At 70.4% G+C, this 15,065-nt stretch carries 19 protein-coding genes, 2 tRNA genes and 1 other RNA gene; 9 read left to right on the top strand and 13 right to left on the bottom strand.

All coding sequences use genetic code 11. The annotated features are described in order from the left end of the window. Positions 1-55: 55 nt before the first annotated feature. Positions 56-1,030: a DMT family transporter gene (locus MICAU_RS29780; RefSeq protein WP_174361751.1), complete on the top strand. Its 975-nt coding sequence runs from the start codon at positions 56-58 to the stop codon at positions 1,028-1,030. A 3-nt stretch (positions 1,031-1,033) separates the two neighbouring features. Here the strand turns inward: MICAU_RS29780 and MICAU_RS29775 are convergent, their stop codons facing one another. After that, on the bottom strand, positions 1,034-2,104 hold the full coding sequence (locus MICAU_RS29775) for a PHP domain-containing protein (RefSeq protein WP_013289068.1): 1,071 nt from the start codon (positions 2,102-2,104) through the stop codon (positions 1,034-1,036). A gap of 57 nt (positions 2,105-2,161) precedes the next feature. Then, positions 2,162-2,896: a M23 family metallopeptidase gene (locus MICAU_RS29770; RefSeq protein ID WP_013289067.1), complete on the bottom strand. Its 735-nt coding sequence runs from the start codon at positions 2,894-2,896 to the stop codon at positions 2,162-2,164. A 172-nt stretch (positions 2,897-3,068) separates the two neighbouring features. Here MICAU_RS29770 and MICAU_RS29765 point away from each other — a divergent pair, with 172 nt between their 5' ends. From MICAU_RS29765 to MICAU_RS29755, 4 genes are all read left to right on the top strand, one after another. Beyond that, a complete protein-coding gene (locus tag MICAU_RS29765) occupies positions 3,069-3,365 on the top strand; it encodes a hypothetical protein (RefSeq protein WP_013289066.1) in 297 nt (98 codons plus the stop codon). A gap of 72 nt (positions 3,366-3,437) precedes the next feature. Next, the gene (locus MICAU_RS32810; RefSeq protein WP_018786529.1) at positions 3,438-3,608 is read left to right on the top strand and encodes a hypothetical protein; all 171 of its coding nucleotides are present in this window, start codon (positions 3,438-3,440) and stop codon (positions 3,606-3,608) included. Between the two features lie 122 nt (positions 3,609-3,730). After that, positions 3,731-4,255: a tRNA adenosine deaminase-associated protein gene (locus MICAU_RS29760; protein WP_013289065.1), complete on the top strand. Its 525-nt coding sequence runs from the start codon at positions 3,731-3,733 to the stop codon at positions 4,253-4,255. 148 nt (positions 4,256-4,403) lie between these two features. Beyond that, entirely contained in the window at positions 4,404-4,877 is a 474-nt protein-coding gene (locus tag MICAU_RS29755) for a nucleoside deaminase (RefSeq protein ID WP_342341510.1), read from the top strand. Positions 4,878-4,887: 10 nt separating this feature from the next. Here the strand turns inward: MICAU_RS29755 and MICAU_RS29750 are convergent, their stop codons facing one another. The 3 genes from MICAU_RS29750 to deoD all read right to left on the bottom strand — a co-directional run bounded on the left by MICAU_RS29750 (position 4,888) and on the right by deoD (position 6,809). Beyond that, positions 4,888-5,355: an acyl-CoA thioesterase gene (locus tag MICAU_RS29750; RefSeq protein WP_013289063.1), complete on the bottom strand. Its 468-nt coding sequence runs from the start codon at positions 5,353-5,355 to the stop codon at positions 4,888-4,890. Beyond that, positions 5,352-5,990: a TetR/AcrR family transcriptional regulator gene (locus MICAU_RS29745; protein WP_013289062.1), complete on the bottom strand. Its 639-nt coding sequence runs from the start codon at positions 5,988-5,990 to the stop codon at positions 5,352-5,354. Before MICAU_RS29745 ends, MICAU_RS29750 begins: the two co-directional genes overlap by 4 nt. Positions 5,991-6,101: 111 nt before the next feature. After that, entirely contained in the window at positions 6,102-6,809 is a 708-nt protein-coding gene (gene deoD, locus MICAU_RS29740; protein WP_013289061.1) for a purine-nucleoside phosphorylase, read from the bottom strand. A gap of 75 nt (positions 6,810-6,884) precedes the next feature. Between deoD and MICAU_RS29735 the strand changes: the two genes are divergently transcribed. After that, positions 6,885-6,971: transfer RNA gene (locus MICAU_RS29735), tRNA-Ser, on the top strand. Positions 6,972-7,076: 105 nt separating this feature from the next. Here MICAU_RS29735 and MICAU_RS29730 read toward each other — a convergent pair. The 7 genes from MICAU_RS29730 to MICAU_RS29700 form a co-directional block, all read right to left on the bottom strand. After that, the gene (locus MICAU_RS29730; protein ID WP_236619407.1) at positions 7,077-7,721 is read right to left on the bottom strand and encodes a hypothetical protein; all 645 of its coding nucleotides are present in this window, start codon (positions 7,719-7,721) and stop codon (positions 7,077-7,079) included. Positions 7,722-7,848: 127 nt separating this feature from the next. Then, on the bottom strand, positions 7,849-9,231 hold the full coding sequence (locus tag MICAU_RS29725) for a hypothetical protein (RefSeq protein WP_013289059.1): 1,383 nt from the start codon (positions 9,229-9,231) through the stop codon (positions 7,849-7,851). 10 nt (positions 9,232-9,241) lie between these two features. Continuing rightward, positions 9,242-9,619: a hypothetical protein gene (locus tag MICAU_RS29720; RefSeq protein ID WP_041799133.1), complete on the bottom strand. Its 378-nt coding sequence runs from the start codon at positions 9,617-9,619 to the stop codon at positions 9,242-9,244. Positions 9,620-9,878: 259 nt separating this feature from the next. Continuing rightward, positions 9,879-10,400: a hypothetical protein gene (locus MICAU_RS29715; protein ID WP_013289058.1), complete on the bottom strand. Its 522-nt coding sequence runs from the start codon at positions 10,398-10,400 to the stop codon at positions 9,879-9,881. Further along, the gene (locus MICAU_RS29710) at positions 10,397-11,011 is read right to left on the bottom strand and encodes a hypothetical protein (RefSeq protein WP_013289057.1); all 615 of its coding nucleotides are present in this window, start codon (positions 11,009-11,011) and stop codon (positions 10,397-10,399) included. The genes MICAU_RS29715 and MICAU_RS29710 overlap by 4 nt, the downstream gene beginning before the upstream one ends. A 51-nt stretch (positions 11,012-11,062) precedes the next feature. Then, positions 11,063-11,575 carry an NUDIX domain-containing protein gene (locus tag MICAU_RS29705; RefSeq protein WP_013289056.1) on the bottom strand — a complete coding sequence of 171 codons (513 nt, stop codon included), beginning with the start codon at positions 11,573-11,575 and terminating at the stop codon, positions 11,063-11,065. A gap of 21 nt (positions 11,576-11,596) precedes the next feature. After that, positions 11,597-12,931: a helix-turn-helix domain-containing protein gene (locus MICAU_RS29700; protein ID WP_013289055.1), complete on the bottom strand. Its 1,335-nt coding sequence runs from the start codon at positions 12,929-12,931 to the stop codon at positions 11,597-11,599. Positions 12,932-13,130: 199 nt separating this feature from the next. Here MICAU_RS29700 and MICAU_RS29695 point away from each other — a divergent pair, with 199 nt between their 5' ends. Together MICAU_RS29695 and MICAU_RS29690 are read left to right on the top strand one after the other, a co-directional pair. Then, the gene (locus MICAU_RS29695) at positions 13,131-13,463 is read left to right on the top strand and encodes a YciI family protein (RefSeq protein WP_013289054.1); all 333 of its coding nucleotides are present in this window, start codon (positions 13,131-13,133) and stop codon (positions 13,461-13,463) included. Beyond that, positions 13,460-14,680, top strand: a complete 1,221-nt coding sequence (locus MICAU_RS29690; RefSeq protein ID WP_013289053.1) for an RNA polymerase sigma factor — start codon at positions 13,460-13,462, stop codon at positions 14,678-14,680. The genes MICAU_RS29695 and MICAU_RS29690 overlap by 4 nt, the downstream gene beginning before the upstream one ends. Before the next feature lie 64 nt (positions 14,681-14,744). Here MICAU_RS29690 and MICAU_RS29685 read toward each other — a convergent pair. Beyond that, positions 14,745-14,829: transfer RNA gene (locus tag MICAU_RS29685), tRNA-Ser, on the bottom strand. A gap of 81 nt (positions 14,830-14,910) precedes the next feature. Here MICAU_RS29685 and ffs point away from each other — a divergent pair. Beyond that, positions 14,911-15,000: signal recognition particle sRNA small type (gene ffs, locus MICAU_RS31605), an RNA gene on the top strand. Positions 15,001-15,065 lie beyond the last annotated feature (65 nt).

The raw sequence follows: 15,065 nt of genomic DNA, 5'->3' as shown, positions 1-15,065 counted from the left end.
CCCGCATCCGGAATACCGCGCGACTTCGTCGTACCTCTGCGGCAGAGTGTCAGGGGTGAACGTCGAGATCACTCCTGACCGCGCGCCGGCGCGGAGCTGGCTGCCCGGGTTCGTCGCGCTCGCCGCCATCTGGGGCTCCAGCTTCCTGTTCATCAAGGTCGGTGTCACCGAGCTGCACCCCGTGCACCTCACCCTCTACCGGGTGGCCACCGGTGCGCTGACGCTGCTCGTGGTGCTCGCCGTGCTGCGCGACCGGCTGCCCCGCGACCCCCGGGTCTGGGCGCACATGCTCGTGGTGGCCGCGTTCGGCGTCGCGGTGCCGTTCACGCTGTTCGGCTACGGCGAGCAGCGGGTCGAGTCGATGCTCGCGGGCATCTGGAACGCCACCACGCCGCTGATCGTGCTGCCGCTGGCGGTGCTGGTGTTCCGCACCGAGCGGCTGACCGTCCGGCGTGCGGTCGGGCTGGGGCTGGGCTTCGCCGGCGTGCTCGTGGTGCTCGGCGTCTGGGAGGGCGTGGGCGGCGCCCACTTCGTCGGCCAGCTCATGTGCTTCGGCGCGGCGGCCTGCTACGGGCTGGCCATCCCGTACCAGAAGAAGTTCGTCGCGGGCAGCGCGTACTCCGGGCTGTCGCTGTCGGCCGCCCAGCTGCTGGTGGCGACCGCGCAGCTCGCGCTCGTCGCGCCGTTCGTCGGCACGCCGCCGTCGCCGACCGGCCTCTCCCCGCGCGTGATCGCGAGCGTGCTGGCGCTCGGCGCGCTCGGCACCGGGCTCGCCTTCGTGATCAACATGCGCAACATCCGGCTGGCCGGGGCGAGCACGGCGTCCACCGTGACGTACCTGATCCCGGTGTTCGCGGTGCTCGTCGGCGCGGTGGTGCTCGGCGAGCGGATGAACTGGCACCAGCCGGTCGGCGCGTTCGTGGTGCTCGTCGGCGTGGCGGTCGCCCAGGGCCTGTTCGGGCGGCGTCGCCCACGCCCGGAGGCGGTGGCGCCCGCAGTCCGCGCCGCCGAGCCGGCCACCCGGGGCTGACGTTCAGCTACGGCCGGCCGTCCACTTCACCAGGCGGTCGGCCGTCCAGGTGTTCACCACCCGCTTCGCCGGTACGCCGCACAGCGCGGCACGCTCGCAGCCGAAGCGCTGCCAGTCGAGCTGGCCCGGCGCGTGCGCGTCGGTGTCGATGGCGAACCGGCACCCGGCCTCCAGCGCGAGGCGGATCAGCCGCTTCGGCGGGTCCTGCCGCTCCGGCCGGGAGTTGATCTCGACGGCCACGTCGTGCTCGGCACAGGCGGCGAAGACGGCGTCCGCGTCGAACTCGCTCTCCTTGCGGGTACGCGCCCGGTGCCCCCGGTCGCCCGGCCCGGTCACCCCGGCGGGCCGGGAGGAGACCATCCGGCCGGTGCAGTGGCCGAGGATGTCCAGGTGCGGGTTCGCGATCGCGGTCAGCATCCGGCGGGTCATCTTCGCCCGGTCGTCGTTGAGGCCGCTGTGCACCGAACCGACCACCACGTCGAGGCGCGCCAGCAGCTTCTCGTCCTGGTCGAGCGAGCCGTCGGCGAGGATGTCCACCTCGATGCCGGTGAGGATCCGGAAGCCCTTCGGCAGCGCCTCGTTGACGGCGGCGACGTGGTCGAGCTGCTTGCGCAGCCGCTCCGCGGTCAGGCCCCGGGCCACAGTCAGCCGCGGCGAGTGGTCGGTGAGCACCATGTACTCGTGGCCCAGCTCGACCGCCGCCAGCGCCATCTCCTCGATCGGTGAGCCGCCGTCGGAGCAGTCCGAGTGGGTGTGGCAGTCGCCGCGCAGCGCGTCCCGCAGCTTCGCCGCCGCCTCGTCCAGGTCGGTGCCCTCCGTCGCCAGCAACCGGCGCAGGTAGACCGGCTCCTCGCCGGCCAGCGACTCGGCCACGCAGCGGGCGGTGACGTCACCGACGCCGGACAGCTCGGTCAGCTTGCCGGTGCGGGCCCGCTCGGCCACCTCGGCGGCGGGCAGCGCGCCGAGCGTCTTCGCCGCCGACCGGAATGCCCGGACCCGGTACGTGGCCTCGTTCGCCCGTTCCAGCAGGAACGCGATCCGGCGCAGGTCGGCGAGGGGATCCCGGGCACTCATGTCCTGGAACCTACGCGCATACGCCGTCCGCCGCGTGGCCCCGCAACCGCGAGTCGGTCAGCCGCTGCGGGTGGACCGGCCGGGCGCGGCCGGGCAGCCGTGCTTGCGCTGCCAGGCGGTGACCTCGGTGACCGGCGAGCGGTTGCCGCCCTTGCGCCACGAGTTCAGGTACGGCGCCGGCCAGACCACGCCCCGGCGGATCCACCAGTCGTCGGCGCCGGTGCACTTCGGGGAGAGCCCGAAGTGCAGGTGGCAGACGTTGTTGGCGTTGCCCGTACGGCCCACCTCGCCGAGCTGCTGCCCGGCACGCACCCGTACCCCGGCGTCGACACCCGCGGTGATCGCGCTCAGGTGCGAGCCGTAGTAGCGCACCCCGTCGTCGCCGAGCAGCGAGACGGAGAGCCCACCGTTGTCCGGGCCCAGCGGCCCGCGCTTGTCGAACCGGTCGACGCGGCTCACCTCCAGCACGACGCCGTCGGTCACCGCCACCACCGGTTCCCCGCAGTCGGCGAACACGTCGGTGCCCGGGTAGCCGCCGTGCGTCGGGTGGTAGTCGACGTTGCCGGCCCGTACCGGGAAGACCCGCTTCACGTCGGTGCGCGACGGCGCGGCGGACGAGGAGGCGACCGGCGGGGCCGGGTCGGCGGGCTGCGCCGCCGTCGCGATCGGACTCGGTTCCTGCCACCTGTCGGCGCGCCCGGTAGGGGCGCCGCACCCGGCGGCGAGCGCCGCGACGAGCAGCAGGACCGGGTACGCCGGCCGCGTGCGGCGTCCGATCGATGGCGAGCGCATCCGGTCATCCTGACAGACCACTACCGTAGGGACGAAAGCCGAACGCGGGACGGACGGTCCGGGAAAGGGGGCGGCGGTGACGCACGGGTGGCACGGCGGACCCGAGGGGACCGGTCCGGGGGCGTTCCCGCCACCACGTACGCCCTCGGGGCTGTTCCCGTCGAGCACGTCGATGCGGCCCAGCTACCGCGAGCCGTACCCGATCACCGGTGCCGGCGTCGCTGTCGGTGCGCTGGTCGCGTTCGCCTGGTTGCTGTTGTTCGGGCTGGTCGGCGGCGGCGTCGCCGGTTACGCCTGGTGGACGCTGCTGGCCGGCGGCCTGGCCTGGCTGGCCGCCGCGGTGCTGGTCCGCCACGGCGACCGGGGGGTGGCGACGGGCGTGGCGATCGTCACCGCGGGTGGCTGGAGCATCGCCGCAGCGATAGTCGCGATGCGGTGGGCGCAGACCGGGGACTGGCCGCTCTGGTGACCTTCGGTGCCGGTTTCACTGCGTAGCGAAGGCCACCTTGACGTACGCCTGAGGACGGTCCACGCTCGCGGTATGGCCTGGACCACACCGCCGCGGCTCGACCCCGATCGGAGCCGCCGACGCCTGCAACTCCTCGCCGAGTTGGCCGGTGCCCGTGCGGTACAGCAGCGCCAGCGGCCGCAGCGGGCCCGCACCGAGCGGCTGCGCCAACTCATCGCCACCCGCCGGCGCGTCGTCGGCTGACCGGCTTTCTCTTCAGGAACGGCCGGCCCATACGGGGCGTTGACCGCTCGCCTGCCGACCCGACCGGTTAACGTGCATCGCGTGACGTGTCGGCGTGCTGCCGAGGCTGATTTGGGGGGACCGTGTCGTACTTCGCTGCTGCCGTGGCGCGCGTCGACGGCGGCTGGACCGCCGGTGAGGTGAGCCTGCGGGGCGTCACCGACATCGAGGAGGTCGCCGACCGGCTGCGCGACGTCGAGCCGGACGCCGACCTCTCGCTGCTGTTCGTCGAGGCCGACGACACGTACCTGGTCATCCTGCGCCTGGACGAGGGGGAGGACCTGCGGGTCTTCGGCTCGGACTCGGCGTACGCGGAGGAGTCCCGGCTCGGCGCGCTGCTCGTCGGTGACCTGAAGACCTCGGTGACCGGGCTGGAGGATGTCGACGAGCCGCGCGCCTCCGCCGGCGACGACGACACCGAGCAACCCGCTGTCGACCCGGAGGCGGACCCGGTCGGTGACGCCGACCTCCTCGCCGACCTGGGCATCCCGGCGCAGAAGCTGCTGGCGCTCTGCGCGCACGAGGGCTCCATGCCGGCCGACGTGACAGCCGAGATCTGCCAGGTGCTCGGCTGCGCGGACGAGGTCGAGGAGCTGCGTGAGGTCTGAGCCCGGGGAGTCCCTGACGCCCGGCGCCGCCGAACCGGCCGACGCGACAGATCCGGCGCTGGAGACCGTACGCCCGGGGCAGCCCACCCCCGGCCGGGCCGGGCGCGTCGGTCCGGGCGCCGACGAGGCGCTCGCCGACCCGGGCGCGATCGGCCGCCGGCAGCGGCACGAGCTGTGGATGCGCCGGGCCCTGGAGGTCGCGGTGACCGGCCCGGACGGGCCGGCCGCCGACCGCGACGCCGACGACGTGCCGGTCGGCGCGGTGCTCTACGGCCCCGACGGCACCGAACTGGCGATCGGCCGCAACGAGCGGGAGCTGACCGGCGACCCGACCGCGCACGCCGAGGTGCTGGCGTTGCGCCGGGCCGCGCAGCGGCTGGGCCGCTGGCGGCTGGACGACTGCACGCTCGTGGTGACGCTGGAACCGTGCACCATGTGCGCCGGGGCGATCGCGCTGGCGCGCGTCTCGACGGTCGTGTTCGGCGCCTGGGAACCGAAGACCGGCGCGGTCGGGTCGCTCTGGGACGTGCTGCGCGACCGCCGCGTCACGCACCGCCCCGAGGTGTACGGCGGCGTGCTGGAACGCGAGAGCGCGACGTTGCTGCGCGCCTTCTTCCGCTGACCGCCAGGTCTCAGGCGTCGGCCGGGGCGGGGCGCAGCAGCGTCGCGGCGACCGCTCGGCCGACCTCGGTCCAGGCGGTCGGGCGCAGCGTGGCCGGGTCCAGCCGGACGATCGACCGGGTGCCGGTGGCGTGCACGGTCGCGCCGTCCACCGAGCGGAACTCGAAGGCGTAGCGGGCGCTGCTGGTGCCGAAGTGTTCGAGCCAGAAGTGCACAGCCACCGTGCCGACGCCGACGACCGGCGCCTGGTAGGTGATGGTGAACTCACGGACCGCGTGGAACACGTCGGGGGTGGCGTGCACGTCGCCCCGGAAGGCGACGCCGCGCTCGGCCCAGTAGGGCGTCAGGGCGCGTTCCAGCAGCACGGCGTAGCGGGCGTTGTGCAGGATGCCCATGGCGTCGAGGTCGTCGAAGTGCACCGGCACGTGCTCGACGTGCCCGAACTCGGCGACCTGCCGGTCAGCGGTGGCGTGGCTCATGACTGGCCTTCCGGTAGCAGGGTCGGATCCGGGCAGAGCGCCCGCAGCCGGGTCAGCAGGCCCTGGCGGGCGTGCCGGTAGGTGGCGTCCGGGTCGAGCAGCCGGGACCGCATCACCGCGCTGATCCCCAGCGCGTCGATCTCGTACGCGAGCAGCGGCACGTCCAGGTCGGCGGGGAGTTCGCCGAGGTCGACCGCCTCCTGCACGAGGCGCTCCAGCAGTGCGGTCCACCTGGCGAACGCCTCGGCGAGCCGGTCCCGGACCGGGCCGGGGCGGGCGTTGTACTCGAACTCGGTGTTGGCGAAGAAGCAGCCGCCGGGCAGCACCCGGGCGGCGTAGAAGTCGATCCGGGCCTCGTGCAGCGCGCGCAGCCGGCGTACGCCTCGTGGCGCGCTCAGAGCGGGGGCGACGATCCGTTCCTGCCACTGCGCCACGGCCCGGTCGACTGTGGCGAGTTGCAGTGCCTCCTTGGAGCGCCAGTGCGCGAAGAGGCCGGACTTGCTCACCTCCAGCCGGTCGGCGAGCTGGGCCAGGGACAGGCCGTGCAGGCCGACCTCGGTCGCCAGCGCCACTGCGGTGTCCAGCACCGCGGTGCGGGTGCGGTCGCCGCGGGCGACGCGGCCGTCGGAGGTCATGCGATCAGCCTAGGGGAAACAAGCACGACCGGTCGTATTTATTTTTGTGACCCGGGTAACGCGAACCGCCCCGCCGCCTTGCGGCGACGAGGCGGTCCAGGATCGTTCAGGTCAGGCGATGATGGTGTCCAGCGCGATCTCGACCATCTGGCCGAACGTCTGCTCACGCTCCTGCGACGTGGTCTTCTCGCCGGTCTTGATGTGGTCGCTGACGGTCAGGATGGTCAACGCGCGGGCCTTGAAGCGCGCCGCGATCGTGTAGAGCGCCGCCGACTCCATCTCCACCGCCAGCACGCCGTAGTCGGCCAGCCTGTCGTACAGGTCGGGCCGGTCCGTGTAGAAGGCGTCCGCCGCCAGGATCGGCCCCACCCGCATGCTGATGCCGCGCCGCTCGGCCACCTCGACCGAGGTGCGCAGCAGCCCGAAGTCGGCCACCGGGGCGTAGTCGATCAGCCCGTCGAAGCGCATCCGGTTCATGTTCGAGTCGGTGGACGAGCCGATCGCCGCCACCACGTCCCGCAGTTGCAGATCCTCGGTCAGGGCACCGCAGGAGCCGACCCGGATCAGCGACTTCACGCCGTACTCGTTGACCAGCTCGTGGGCGTAGATCGAGGCGGACGGCATGCCCATGCCGGAGCCCTGGACGGACACGTCGACACCGTTCCACCGGCCGGTGAAGCCCAGCATGCCGCGCACCGTCGTGTAGCAGCGGGCCCCCTCCAGGTAGGTCTCCGCGATCCACTTGGCCCGCAGCGGGTCGCCCGGCATCAGGACCCGCTCGGCGATCTCTCCCGGCTCAGCGCCGATGTGCGTACTCATGGCAAAGATCCTGCCAGGCCGGGCCGAGGGATACCGGTTCGGCGTCCAAGCCGGCGGTCCTGTACCCTCGTCGGCGGTGGCGTGTCCGAGTGGCCTAAGGAGCACGCCTCGAAAGCGTGTGAGGGTTTACGCCCTCCGCGGGTTCAAATCCCGCCGCCACCGCTCGTGAAATGCGAGAACGCCCGGGTCGATCCGCGAGGATCGCACCGGGCGTTCTCGCATCCCGTCACGAAGGAGCCGTCGGTGCGGCCAGCGTCGCCGCGCCTGTCACCGCACGCCGGGCCCGAAGCCTGTCGCGCTCATGGCGCGTATCACCGCAGGCGAGTCGAGCAGCCGTACCGCTGACTCGACGCAGAGTCCGCGAATGCACACCTCGAGCGGGTTGGCCGCCGGGAACAGCAGTTGGCCGTCCCGTTGTCGCCAGGCCTTCACCAGATCCGACGACCTGACGAACTCGAGCTGGGAATAACTGTGACTGCGGCCGCGCAGCGCATCGGCACCGAAGTCGCAGATTGCCAGGACGGTGAGCATCAGAGTGTCTTCGATGCTCCCGTCCTGGCCGGTCGGGTCGTCGACGTCGCTTCGCATCGCCAGCCGGAAGGCGCATCGCCCGGATGTGTAGCCGGTGTCGAGGAGGGAGCCGTCGAGGACTTTCTTCGAGAGGAGGGCTTCGACGGCGTAGCCGGCTGCTGTCGACGTCGACCGCGTCCTGCCGAAGGTGCCCTCCGCTCCTTCGAGTTGCCTCGTCTCGCCGCTCCTGATGACTCCGGTCTCCTGGATCGCCCACTCTGCCGGCACGCGCATGGTGGGGATGCTCACGACTCCTGGATGGCGGACGTTCCCCTCACTGCTCCGAATGCCGACCAGTACCAGCTCCGGGTCGTCGGCGGGCACCATGACGAGACCGATCACTGCTTGGGGAAGATCATTCGGTGCCCGGCGTCGAATCGTCGACGCCTCATCTCGAAGCCACATCGGTCCTCGCTCGAAGAATATCGATCTGTTTCGTTGGCTTGTATTTTCGGATAGGTCGGCGTGGTCAGTGACTGGCGGCAATTGGGCGAGCCAGAATGGTGGTGCGGAACCATCCCTCGCGCTGCGTCAACAGACGATTCAAACGATCAGTATACGCCTCGGTGTACAGGTCGGACTGGCTGACCACGAGGAGGTTCTCCTCCCGGTCCCAGTCCTCGGCTGCGACGAGTTCGTCGAAAGGCTCATGCCGGTTGAGCACCAACTCGAACACGGCGAAGCCGAGTTGTGAGCCGTCCGCCGTGGAAACGACCTGGTATCCGTGGAACTGGAATCGGCTCTCCGGGGCATCGAGGCCGCAGCAGATGAACAACTCCCGCTGCGCTGCGCGTATGAACGCCTTCACCGGGACCCCGAGCGGGCCATCGGTTCTGGTTGCCTGCCACATCGCGTCGGTGGCGGCATCCACGTGCCGGTCGGCGAATACCGGAACTCCCAGTGCGGTAGCCAGGTCCTCCTCAAGGAGCCTGCTGGTGATGAGCGAGTATTTTCCGAAGGAGTCGGTGTCCGAGAACTCGTTGCGCTGCCTGAGCATGACGACCGGGCCGCGGTTGGTGTTCGCGCGGATCATCACGGCCGCCACTGGCATGCAGGCGGGACGGGCCTGCCCGCCGGTCCCGTACGGCTCGAGGCCGTGTACGACGAGGTAAGGCGTCTTCTCGTCGTGCCAGCCTCCCGGCGGTGGGGGGCCGTTCACATCGCTCGCTTCGATCAGGTCACAGCGCACCTGCCGGATCGCCAGCTCTTCGCAGCCTTCGATCAATCGGCTGTGCATGTCATCTAGAATGGGATAGTTGTCGTCCGTCTCCTCGACCACCAGAAGGGGAAGGTCGTTGCTCTGATGGCCGGCCCCTATTGTCAACCAGAACTCTTTACGGCCTGTACTGCGGACGGTGACGTGCATCAGCATTTCCAAGAAATAGTGACGCATCCCCAGCAACTGCAATGCTTTGCTCCGCCTGGCAGCGGCGGCGGGGACCGCCCGCGCCTGCTGACGAGCGCAGTTTCGGATCGTGTCCACGGCCGCCTGCCAGTCCCGTACGACCGGCCCGAGCCCGACTCCGCTGCGCCCGGTGAGAATCATTGACGGCGTCGGTGTGACGTAATGCAGGCTGTCCCACGGGAAGTCCTTTTCGCTCTTGCGTACCTCCGCGGCAACTGTTGACATCGCCAGTACTACGCTCCGGCTGGCGATTCCGCATATCGAGATCTTCGAGGCCTCGCGTAACGTACGTTCCAGCTCGGAGCGCCGGTTCGCCTCCGGCGGCCCCACCAGATACTGGCTCCGTCGCAAAGCGTTCGACGACTTGGACGTGGCGGGGCCGGTTTTCCCCATCAATTCCTCGGTGAGCCGAAGATCCTCGTTGCCCCTGCCCCCATGATTTGCCATGTCGCTGTCCTCAAAGATGTGAACGATAGACGCGGGAGACCTCTCGGATCATGACCGTCCATTGCCGCAGGATGTCTTCCTCGTCGGCGTCTGATCTCGCCACCGCATTGGCGAGGCTGAGGCATGCCTCGCGGGCTGCCTGGTCCTTCAATCGCGCGGCCGACAGCACCAACCGACGACGTACCGCCGATTCCGATTCGGTCAAGGCGCGATAGACGCTGATGTCCTCGAACAGTCCCAGTATCTCGTCACATCTCGCACGCTGGTCCTCCCTCCTTCGCCGTCGACTCTCTCCCGACCCCGCAATCATCGGCGCGACAAGACCCGCGATCAGCCCTACGAGTGCCATGACTGCGGGAATGAGGGCTGGAACGACGGGCTGGTCCATGGCCTCCCCAGATCACGGTGCGCGACACGTAGGCGGACATCGAGATGGCCCCGTCATGGGCACCAATGCGGCCATTATCACATGAAAATGAAGCGCAGAGAATCATCCAATCAGGCCGTACCGGCGTCAGAGCTCAGGGCTTCGCTATTCGATAAGCGGCAGACCTGATAAATCGTCCCATTGGTCGAGCGTGGGTCGTTGAGCCGAGGCGCCGGAAGCGGCCGGGTGGAGGGCTGTGCCCGGCGGTCGCTGCCGAGCGTCAGCAGGGGCCGTAGCCCTCGTCGAAGAGGCGACGGGCCCAGTCCGCGTACCCGGCGATGATCTCGCGGACGGTGACGCCGTCGTGCAGGAACAGGTACGCGCGGTCGCCCTCGCGGGCGAGCAGCCCGGCGAAGCGGTGACTGCCGGGCGGTGCCGGCAGGTCGACGGCGCCGGGATACGCGGCGCGGACCTCGCCGACCGGCGTGCCGGCGCTGATGCCCTCGGGCGTGCTCATCGGGTCGTCGAGCCACAGCAGGACGAGCCGGTCGTCGACGAAGATCGGGCTGACCGAGCCGTGCCCCACAAGCGCGGGTCCGCATGCCTCCTCGTCGGCGCGCAGCACGCCGCGCCGGGTCAGGGCCGCCTCGGTGTCGCCGAACTCCGCGTTGCGCAGGCCTTCCAGGCTGACCACCTGGGCGGCGCCGACCGGGCGGGTGGGCCACTGTGGATGAACGCCGCTGCCGGCTGCGGACGCGGCAGCAAGCATCGCGGCAATAAAGCCGAATTGTCGTAGCTTCATGCAATCCCCCAGTCACCAACGGGGCCAGGGCGATGAGGTTGCTGGTGCTGGTCGGATTGGCGTAGTTCCCACTCTTCAGCCAGGTCGTCCCAGTAGTCGGCGGACAGTCCGCGGCGGCCGTGCGCCAGCCAGCCGTCCGTGTCGCGCTCGAGGTGCAGGCCCAGCCCGGCGAACGGGTCGATCCACGCGCCCGGCTCCGCGCCCAGCCGGGCCAGCGCCGTGTTGATCGGCCACTCGGTACGCGGCCGGTCCAGCGCGGCGTCGTACCGCGGGCCCCAGCTCACCTCGCCGCCCAGCCAGACCACCGCCGACTGGTGGCCCAGGCCGCCCGCGAACTCCGCCTCCAGGTACGCCACCGGGCTGATCCTCGACCAGCAGGCCAGCACCTCCGCCAAGGGCGGTGACAGCACCAGCCGGAACGGGCGCTCGGCGTGCGGCTCGTCGGTGGCGTAGTCCGGCAGGCCGCCGGTCAGTTCCTGCACGAGTTGCGGGGTGACCGGCAGCAGCGCGAAGTCCTGGCGGAGCGCGGCGAGCACCGCGTGGTCCAGGTCGGCGGTCTGCTCGCGAAGCAGCTCGACGTCGGCGACCACGGCGCTGAGCTGGTAACTCATCCGGTCCTCTCGGCGTCCACAGGCTGTGGATGGAACATGTGTACGAGGGTCTCAGGTGGTTCCGTTGGTCAGGTACCTCGGGCGTCCGTCGCTCAGCGCGGCCACCGCGTGACGCAGCCGATGCCAAACGTACGGGCGAAGCAGCGCCTGCGCATCATCGAACGCAACGAATCGTGCGTCGGCCAGTTCGCCGTCAGCCGGTTTCAACGGCTCGGCGGGAGGCAGTGCGCCGCCGTCGAAGATGAACATCAAGCTGTCGTCCCAGGGGCCGTGCGGTGCCACCCAGTCCACGACCAGCAACGGTCCGACGCGCAGTTCGAGACTCAACTCCTCGCGTAGCTCCCGCTCGGCGGCCAGGTGCGGCGGCTCGTTCGCCTCGGCCATGCCGCCCGGCAGGTCCCAGTCGGGCTTGTAGCGCGGATCTACCAACAGGATGTCGCCGTCACCGTTGCGCAGCAGTACGTCAGCTCCCACCCGCTTCCGGGGCTGCCGCGCGTTGCCCTCGGCGAGGTGGACCTGCCAGGCTGCCGGATCTCGCTCGTACAGGGGACGCTCGTCGGCCATACCGACGATTGTCGGCCGTCCTCACGCCGTCGGCAGCGGCAGCGCCACCCATCTCCGCTCCCAGATGGCGTCGCGAAGCCGGTCCAGAAGCTGTGGCACGTCCGAGCACCGGGCGGCATGCGACCGCAGCAGCAGTGCGAGATGTCTGAGCTGGTCGAGGACAACGGCCGACACCAGCCCGTGGGTGAGTTCGACGGTCTGGTGCGTCAGGTCGCACGCCTCCTCGATCCGGGCCTGCCCGACGAGCGCGGTGGCCAGGAGCATCCGGGCGAGCGCCTGACTCCGCACCCGGCCGCCCGGCCGCTCGGCGACGTTGCCGTTGAGAATACGAAGAGCGGCCGTGACGTCACCGAGGCGAAGCAGGCAGCGCGCCGACTCGATATCGAACGAGGTGCGGTCGAATGGACTCAGCCATTCGGTGGGTGCAGGTGCCGCCTCCGCGAAGGCGGACTCAGCCCGCTGAAGGGAAGCACGGCAGTCGGCGGTGAGACCCGCTGCGGCGAGGCCGCGTGCCTGCAAGGCGAGAAGACGGGCGCGTGCCAGAGCACCGGCCTCCACTTGAGCGACAGCCCCGAGCCCGTCCCTGGCATGTGAGATCGCGGCCTCCGCGTTTCCGCCGTGGCAGGCGAGGTGGCTCAGGCTTCCGTGCACCTGCGCCACCAGCAGCGCGTCTCTGCTGTCGACGGCGAGCGCCAAGGCGGCAAGGAAATGTCGTCTACTCGTCGTGCTGTCCCCGGAATCGTGCGCCATCCAACCGGCCATCTCGCGCAGGGTGGCGGTCGCCATGAGTACCTGTGGGGACATGGCAGGAGGACCCGCCGGCCCGGAGAAGGCGGCAAGGTGCGTCAGTACGGTGCTGTAGAGGTTCTTGCCGCCGACCTGACGATCTGCGGACCGGAGTGCGCGGATCAGTTGAGGACCCACCTCCACGACATCGGCCGGCAGCGGGGTGTCGCCTGGTGCGGCCGGTAGTCGGAACCACAAGGTGTGCGCGGGTATCCGCAGCACGCGGGCCCAATGCGCCAGTCGGTCGAGGTGCACCACCTCCGGTCCGTTCTCGATGCGGCTCAGTTGCGCCTGCGTAATCCCGAACCAGCCGGCGACAGTGGTTTGGGGCAGCGGCTGTCGCCCGTGATAGGGATGGTGACGGTAGGCGCGGACAACGCGACCGAGGTGCCGATCCGCAAGCGCATGGCGAAGCGGTTCATGGGACCAGAAGCTGGGTGGAACGTCGGGAGCAGCGACGATGCGGTCCCGCTCCGCTCGTTGACAGGGAGCGCACCGTCCCGAGCCGTTGTCGGCAGCCAGGTTGGCGCCGCAACGCGCACACCTGCTTGGCCTCGATGCCGCGATCACTCACTTATTCAATCTGCTCAGTGACTGTCGGTTATGCACGCAATGCATAACCGGCCATGACTAGGACGAGAGCTTTGACGTGCCACGTACGAGAATTGCGTGATCGACCTCGTCGGGGGCTGTCGGATCGGGGTGGCGGCGTTCGTAGCCGGGGTGACGGCGGCCCGGCCCGCGGCCGGCGAGAGTGAAAGAGGAACCGATGGCGCAGTACCTGATCTCCGTACTCGACGACACGACCGGCTCGGCCACCGACGCGGAGATGGCCGCGATCGGTGAGTTCAACGAGCGGTTGCGAGCCGACGGCCACTGGGTCTTCGCCGGTGGGCTCGCGGCGCCGGAGACGGCCACGGTCGTGGACGCGCGGGGTGGCAGTCCGCTGCTCACCGACGGGCCCTACGTGGAGACGAAGGAGTACGTCGGCGGGTTCTGGATCATCGAGGCGCCGGACTTCGACGTGGCGCTGCCGCTCGCCGCGCTGGCGTCGCAGCGGTGCAACAGGCGGGTCGAGCTGCGGCCGTTCCTGGGCGCGTGAGCGACGTCGGCGAGGCGCTCACCCGGGTCCACCGCGAGGAGTGGGCCCGGGTGGTTGCCACGCTCGCCCGGCGCATCGGCGATCTCGACGTCGCAGAGGAGATGACAGCCGAGGCGTTCGCCGCCGCCGTCGAGCGGTGGTCGGCCGACGGCGTACCGCCGAATCCCGGCGCGTGGCTCACCACCACCGCGTACCGCAGGGCCGTCGACCGGATCCGGCGCGAGAGCCGGCGGGAGGACAAGCACCGGGAGGCGCTGATGCTGGCCGACGTGCCGGAACCGCTCGGTGCCATCGACGACGACCGGCTCCGCCTGATCTTCACCTGCTGCCACCCGGCGCTGGCCATGGAGGCGCGGGTGGCGCTGACGCTGCGCCTGGTCGGCGGGCTCACCGTGCCCGAGATCGCGCGGGCCTACCTGGTTCAGGAGGCCGCCATGAGCAGGCGGATCACCCGGGCCAAGACGAAGATCAAGGCGGCCGGGATCCCGTACCGGGTGCCGTCCCGCGAGGACCTCCCGGCCCGGGTCACCGGCGTGCTCGCCGTTCTCTACCTGATCTTCAACGAGGGCTATCTCGCCTCCGATCCGGGCAAGGAGGCGGTCCGCGCCGACCTGACCGCCGAGGCGATCCGGCTCACCCGGCTGGTCCGTACGCTGATTCCCGACGACCACGAGGCCACCGGGCTTTTGGCGCTGATGCTGCTCACCGAGGCCCGCCGGCCCGCCCGGGTCTCCGCGACGGGCGAACTCGTCGTCCTCGCCGAGCAGGACCGCAGCGCCTGGGACCGCGAACTCATCGCCGAGGGGCACGCCCTGGTCCGCGCGTGCATCGCCGCCGGACGGCCGCCGGGCCGCTATCAGATCCTCGCCGCCATAAACGCCGTCCACACCGACGCCCGCGACGCGCGGGACACCGACTGGGCGCAGATCGCCGCGCTCTACGACCATCTGGTACGCGTCGACCCGTCGCCGATCGTGCGGCTCAACCGGGCGGTGGCGGTCGCCGAACTGGACGGGCCGCAGGTGGCGCTCGCCGAGGTGGACGGGTTGCCGCTGGAGGGCTATCACGCGTACCACGCGACGCGCGCCGAGTTATTGCGCCGGATGGGAAGGGGCGGGGAGGCGCGGGCGGCGTACGACAGGGCGATCGAGCTGGCGGGGAACAGCGCGGAGACGGCTTATCTGAAGCGGCGGCGGGACCAGTTGGGCGGCCGGTGAGGGGCGCCGCGGAGTACGACTCAGGGCCAGTCCCCCTGCGGGAACCGGCCCTGTCGTCTGCGAGCGGAGGATACGAGATTCGAACTCGTGAGGGTGTGAACCCAACACGCTTTCCAAGCGTGCGCCCTAGGCCTCTAGGCGAATCCTCCGCGAGCCAGGATACAGGTCTCCCGACGGCGGGCCACCCCACCCTCCCGGAAGATCCACAATCCTTCGGGTAGGCTTGGCGTCACCTCCCGTGCGGCGGTACCTCGTGAACCTCCCCAGGGCCGGAAGGCAGCAAGGATAAGCGAGCTCTGCCGGGTGCACGGGAGGCCTTTCTGTCTCCCGGGCCGGGTAACGTCGCTGCGGGTCGGGTCACGGGGTGGTGGGTGGTCACCCGGGG

This window comes from Micromonospora aurantiaca ATCC 27029 (genome assembly GCF_000145235.1).
Classification (GTDB): Bacteria; Actinomycetota; Actinomycetes; order Mycobacteriales; family Micromonosporaceae; genus Micromonospora; species Micromonospora aurantiaca.
The sequence above is the reverse complement of the archived record's forward strand: the minus strand, read 5'-3'. Positions and strand labels throughout refer to the sequence as shown.

Excerpts from the sequence above, each read along its gene's own strand:
- MICAU_RS29775 (WP_013289068.1), bottom strand. The coding sequence starts at position 2,104 with ATGAGTGCCCGGGATCCCCTCGCCGACCTGCGCCGGATCGCGTTCCTG.
- MICAU_RS29770 (WP_013289067.1), bottom strand. The coding sequence starts at position 2,896 with ATGCGCTCGCCATCGATCGGACGCCGCACGCGGCCGGCGTACCCGGTC.
- MICAU_RS29765 (WP_013289066.1), top strand. The coding sequence starts at position 3,069 with ATGCGGCCCAGCTACCGCGAGCCGTACCCGATCACCGGTGCCGGCGTC.
- MICAU_RS32810 (WP_018786529.1), top strand. The coding sequence starts at position 3,438 with ATGGCCTGGACCACACCGCCGCGGCTCGACCCCGATCGGAGCCGCCGA.
- MICAU_RS29750 (WP_013289063.1), bottom strand. The coding sequence starts at position 5,355 with ATGAGCCACGCCACCGCTGACCGGCAGGTCGCCGAGTTCGGGCACGTC.
- MICAU_RS29745 (WP_013289062.1), bottom strand. The coding sequence starts at position 5,990 with ATGACCTCCGACGGCCGCGTCGCCCGCGGCGACCGCACCCGCACCGCG.
- deoD (WP_013289061.1), bottom strand. The coding sequence starts at position 6,809 with ATGAGTACGCACATCGGCGCTGAGCCGGGAGAGATCGCCGAGCGGGTC.
- MICAU_RS29725 (WP_013289059.1), bottom strand. The coding sequence starts at position 9,231 with ATGGCAAATCATGGGGGCAGGGGCAACGAGGATCTTCGGCTCACCGAG.
- MICAU_RS29720 (WP_041799133.1), bottom strand. The coding sequence starts at position 9,619 with ATGGACCAGCCCGTCGTTCCAGCCCTCATTCCCGCAGTCATGGCACTC.
- MICAU_RS29715 (WP_013289058.1), bottom strand. The coding sequence starts at position 10,400 with ATGAAGCTACGACAATTCGGCTTTATTGCCGCGATGCTTGCTGCCGCG.
- MICAU_RS29710 (WP_013289057.1), bottom strand. The coding sequence starts at position 11,011 with ATGAGTTACCAGCTCAGCGCCGTGGTCGCCGACGTCGAGCTGCTTCGC.
- MICAU_RS29705 (WP_013289056.1), bottom strand. The coding sequence starts at position 11,575 with ATGGCCGACGAGCGTCCCCTGTACGAGCGAGATCCGGCAGCCTGGCAG.
- MICAU_RS29695 (WP_013289054.1), top strand. The coding sequence starts at position 13,131 with ATGGCGCAGTACCTGATCTCCGTACTCGACGACACGACCGGCTCGGCC.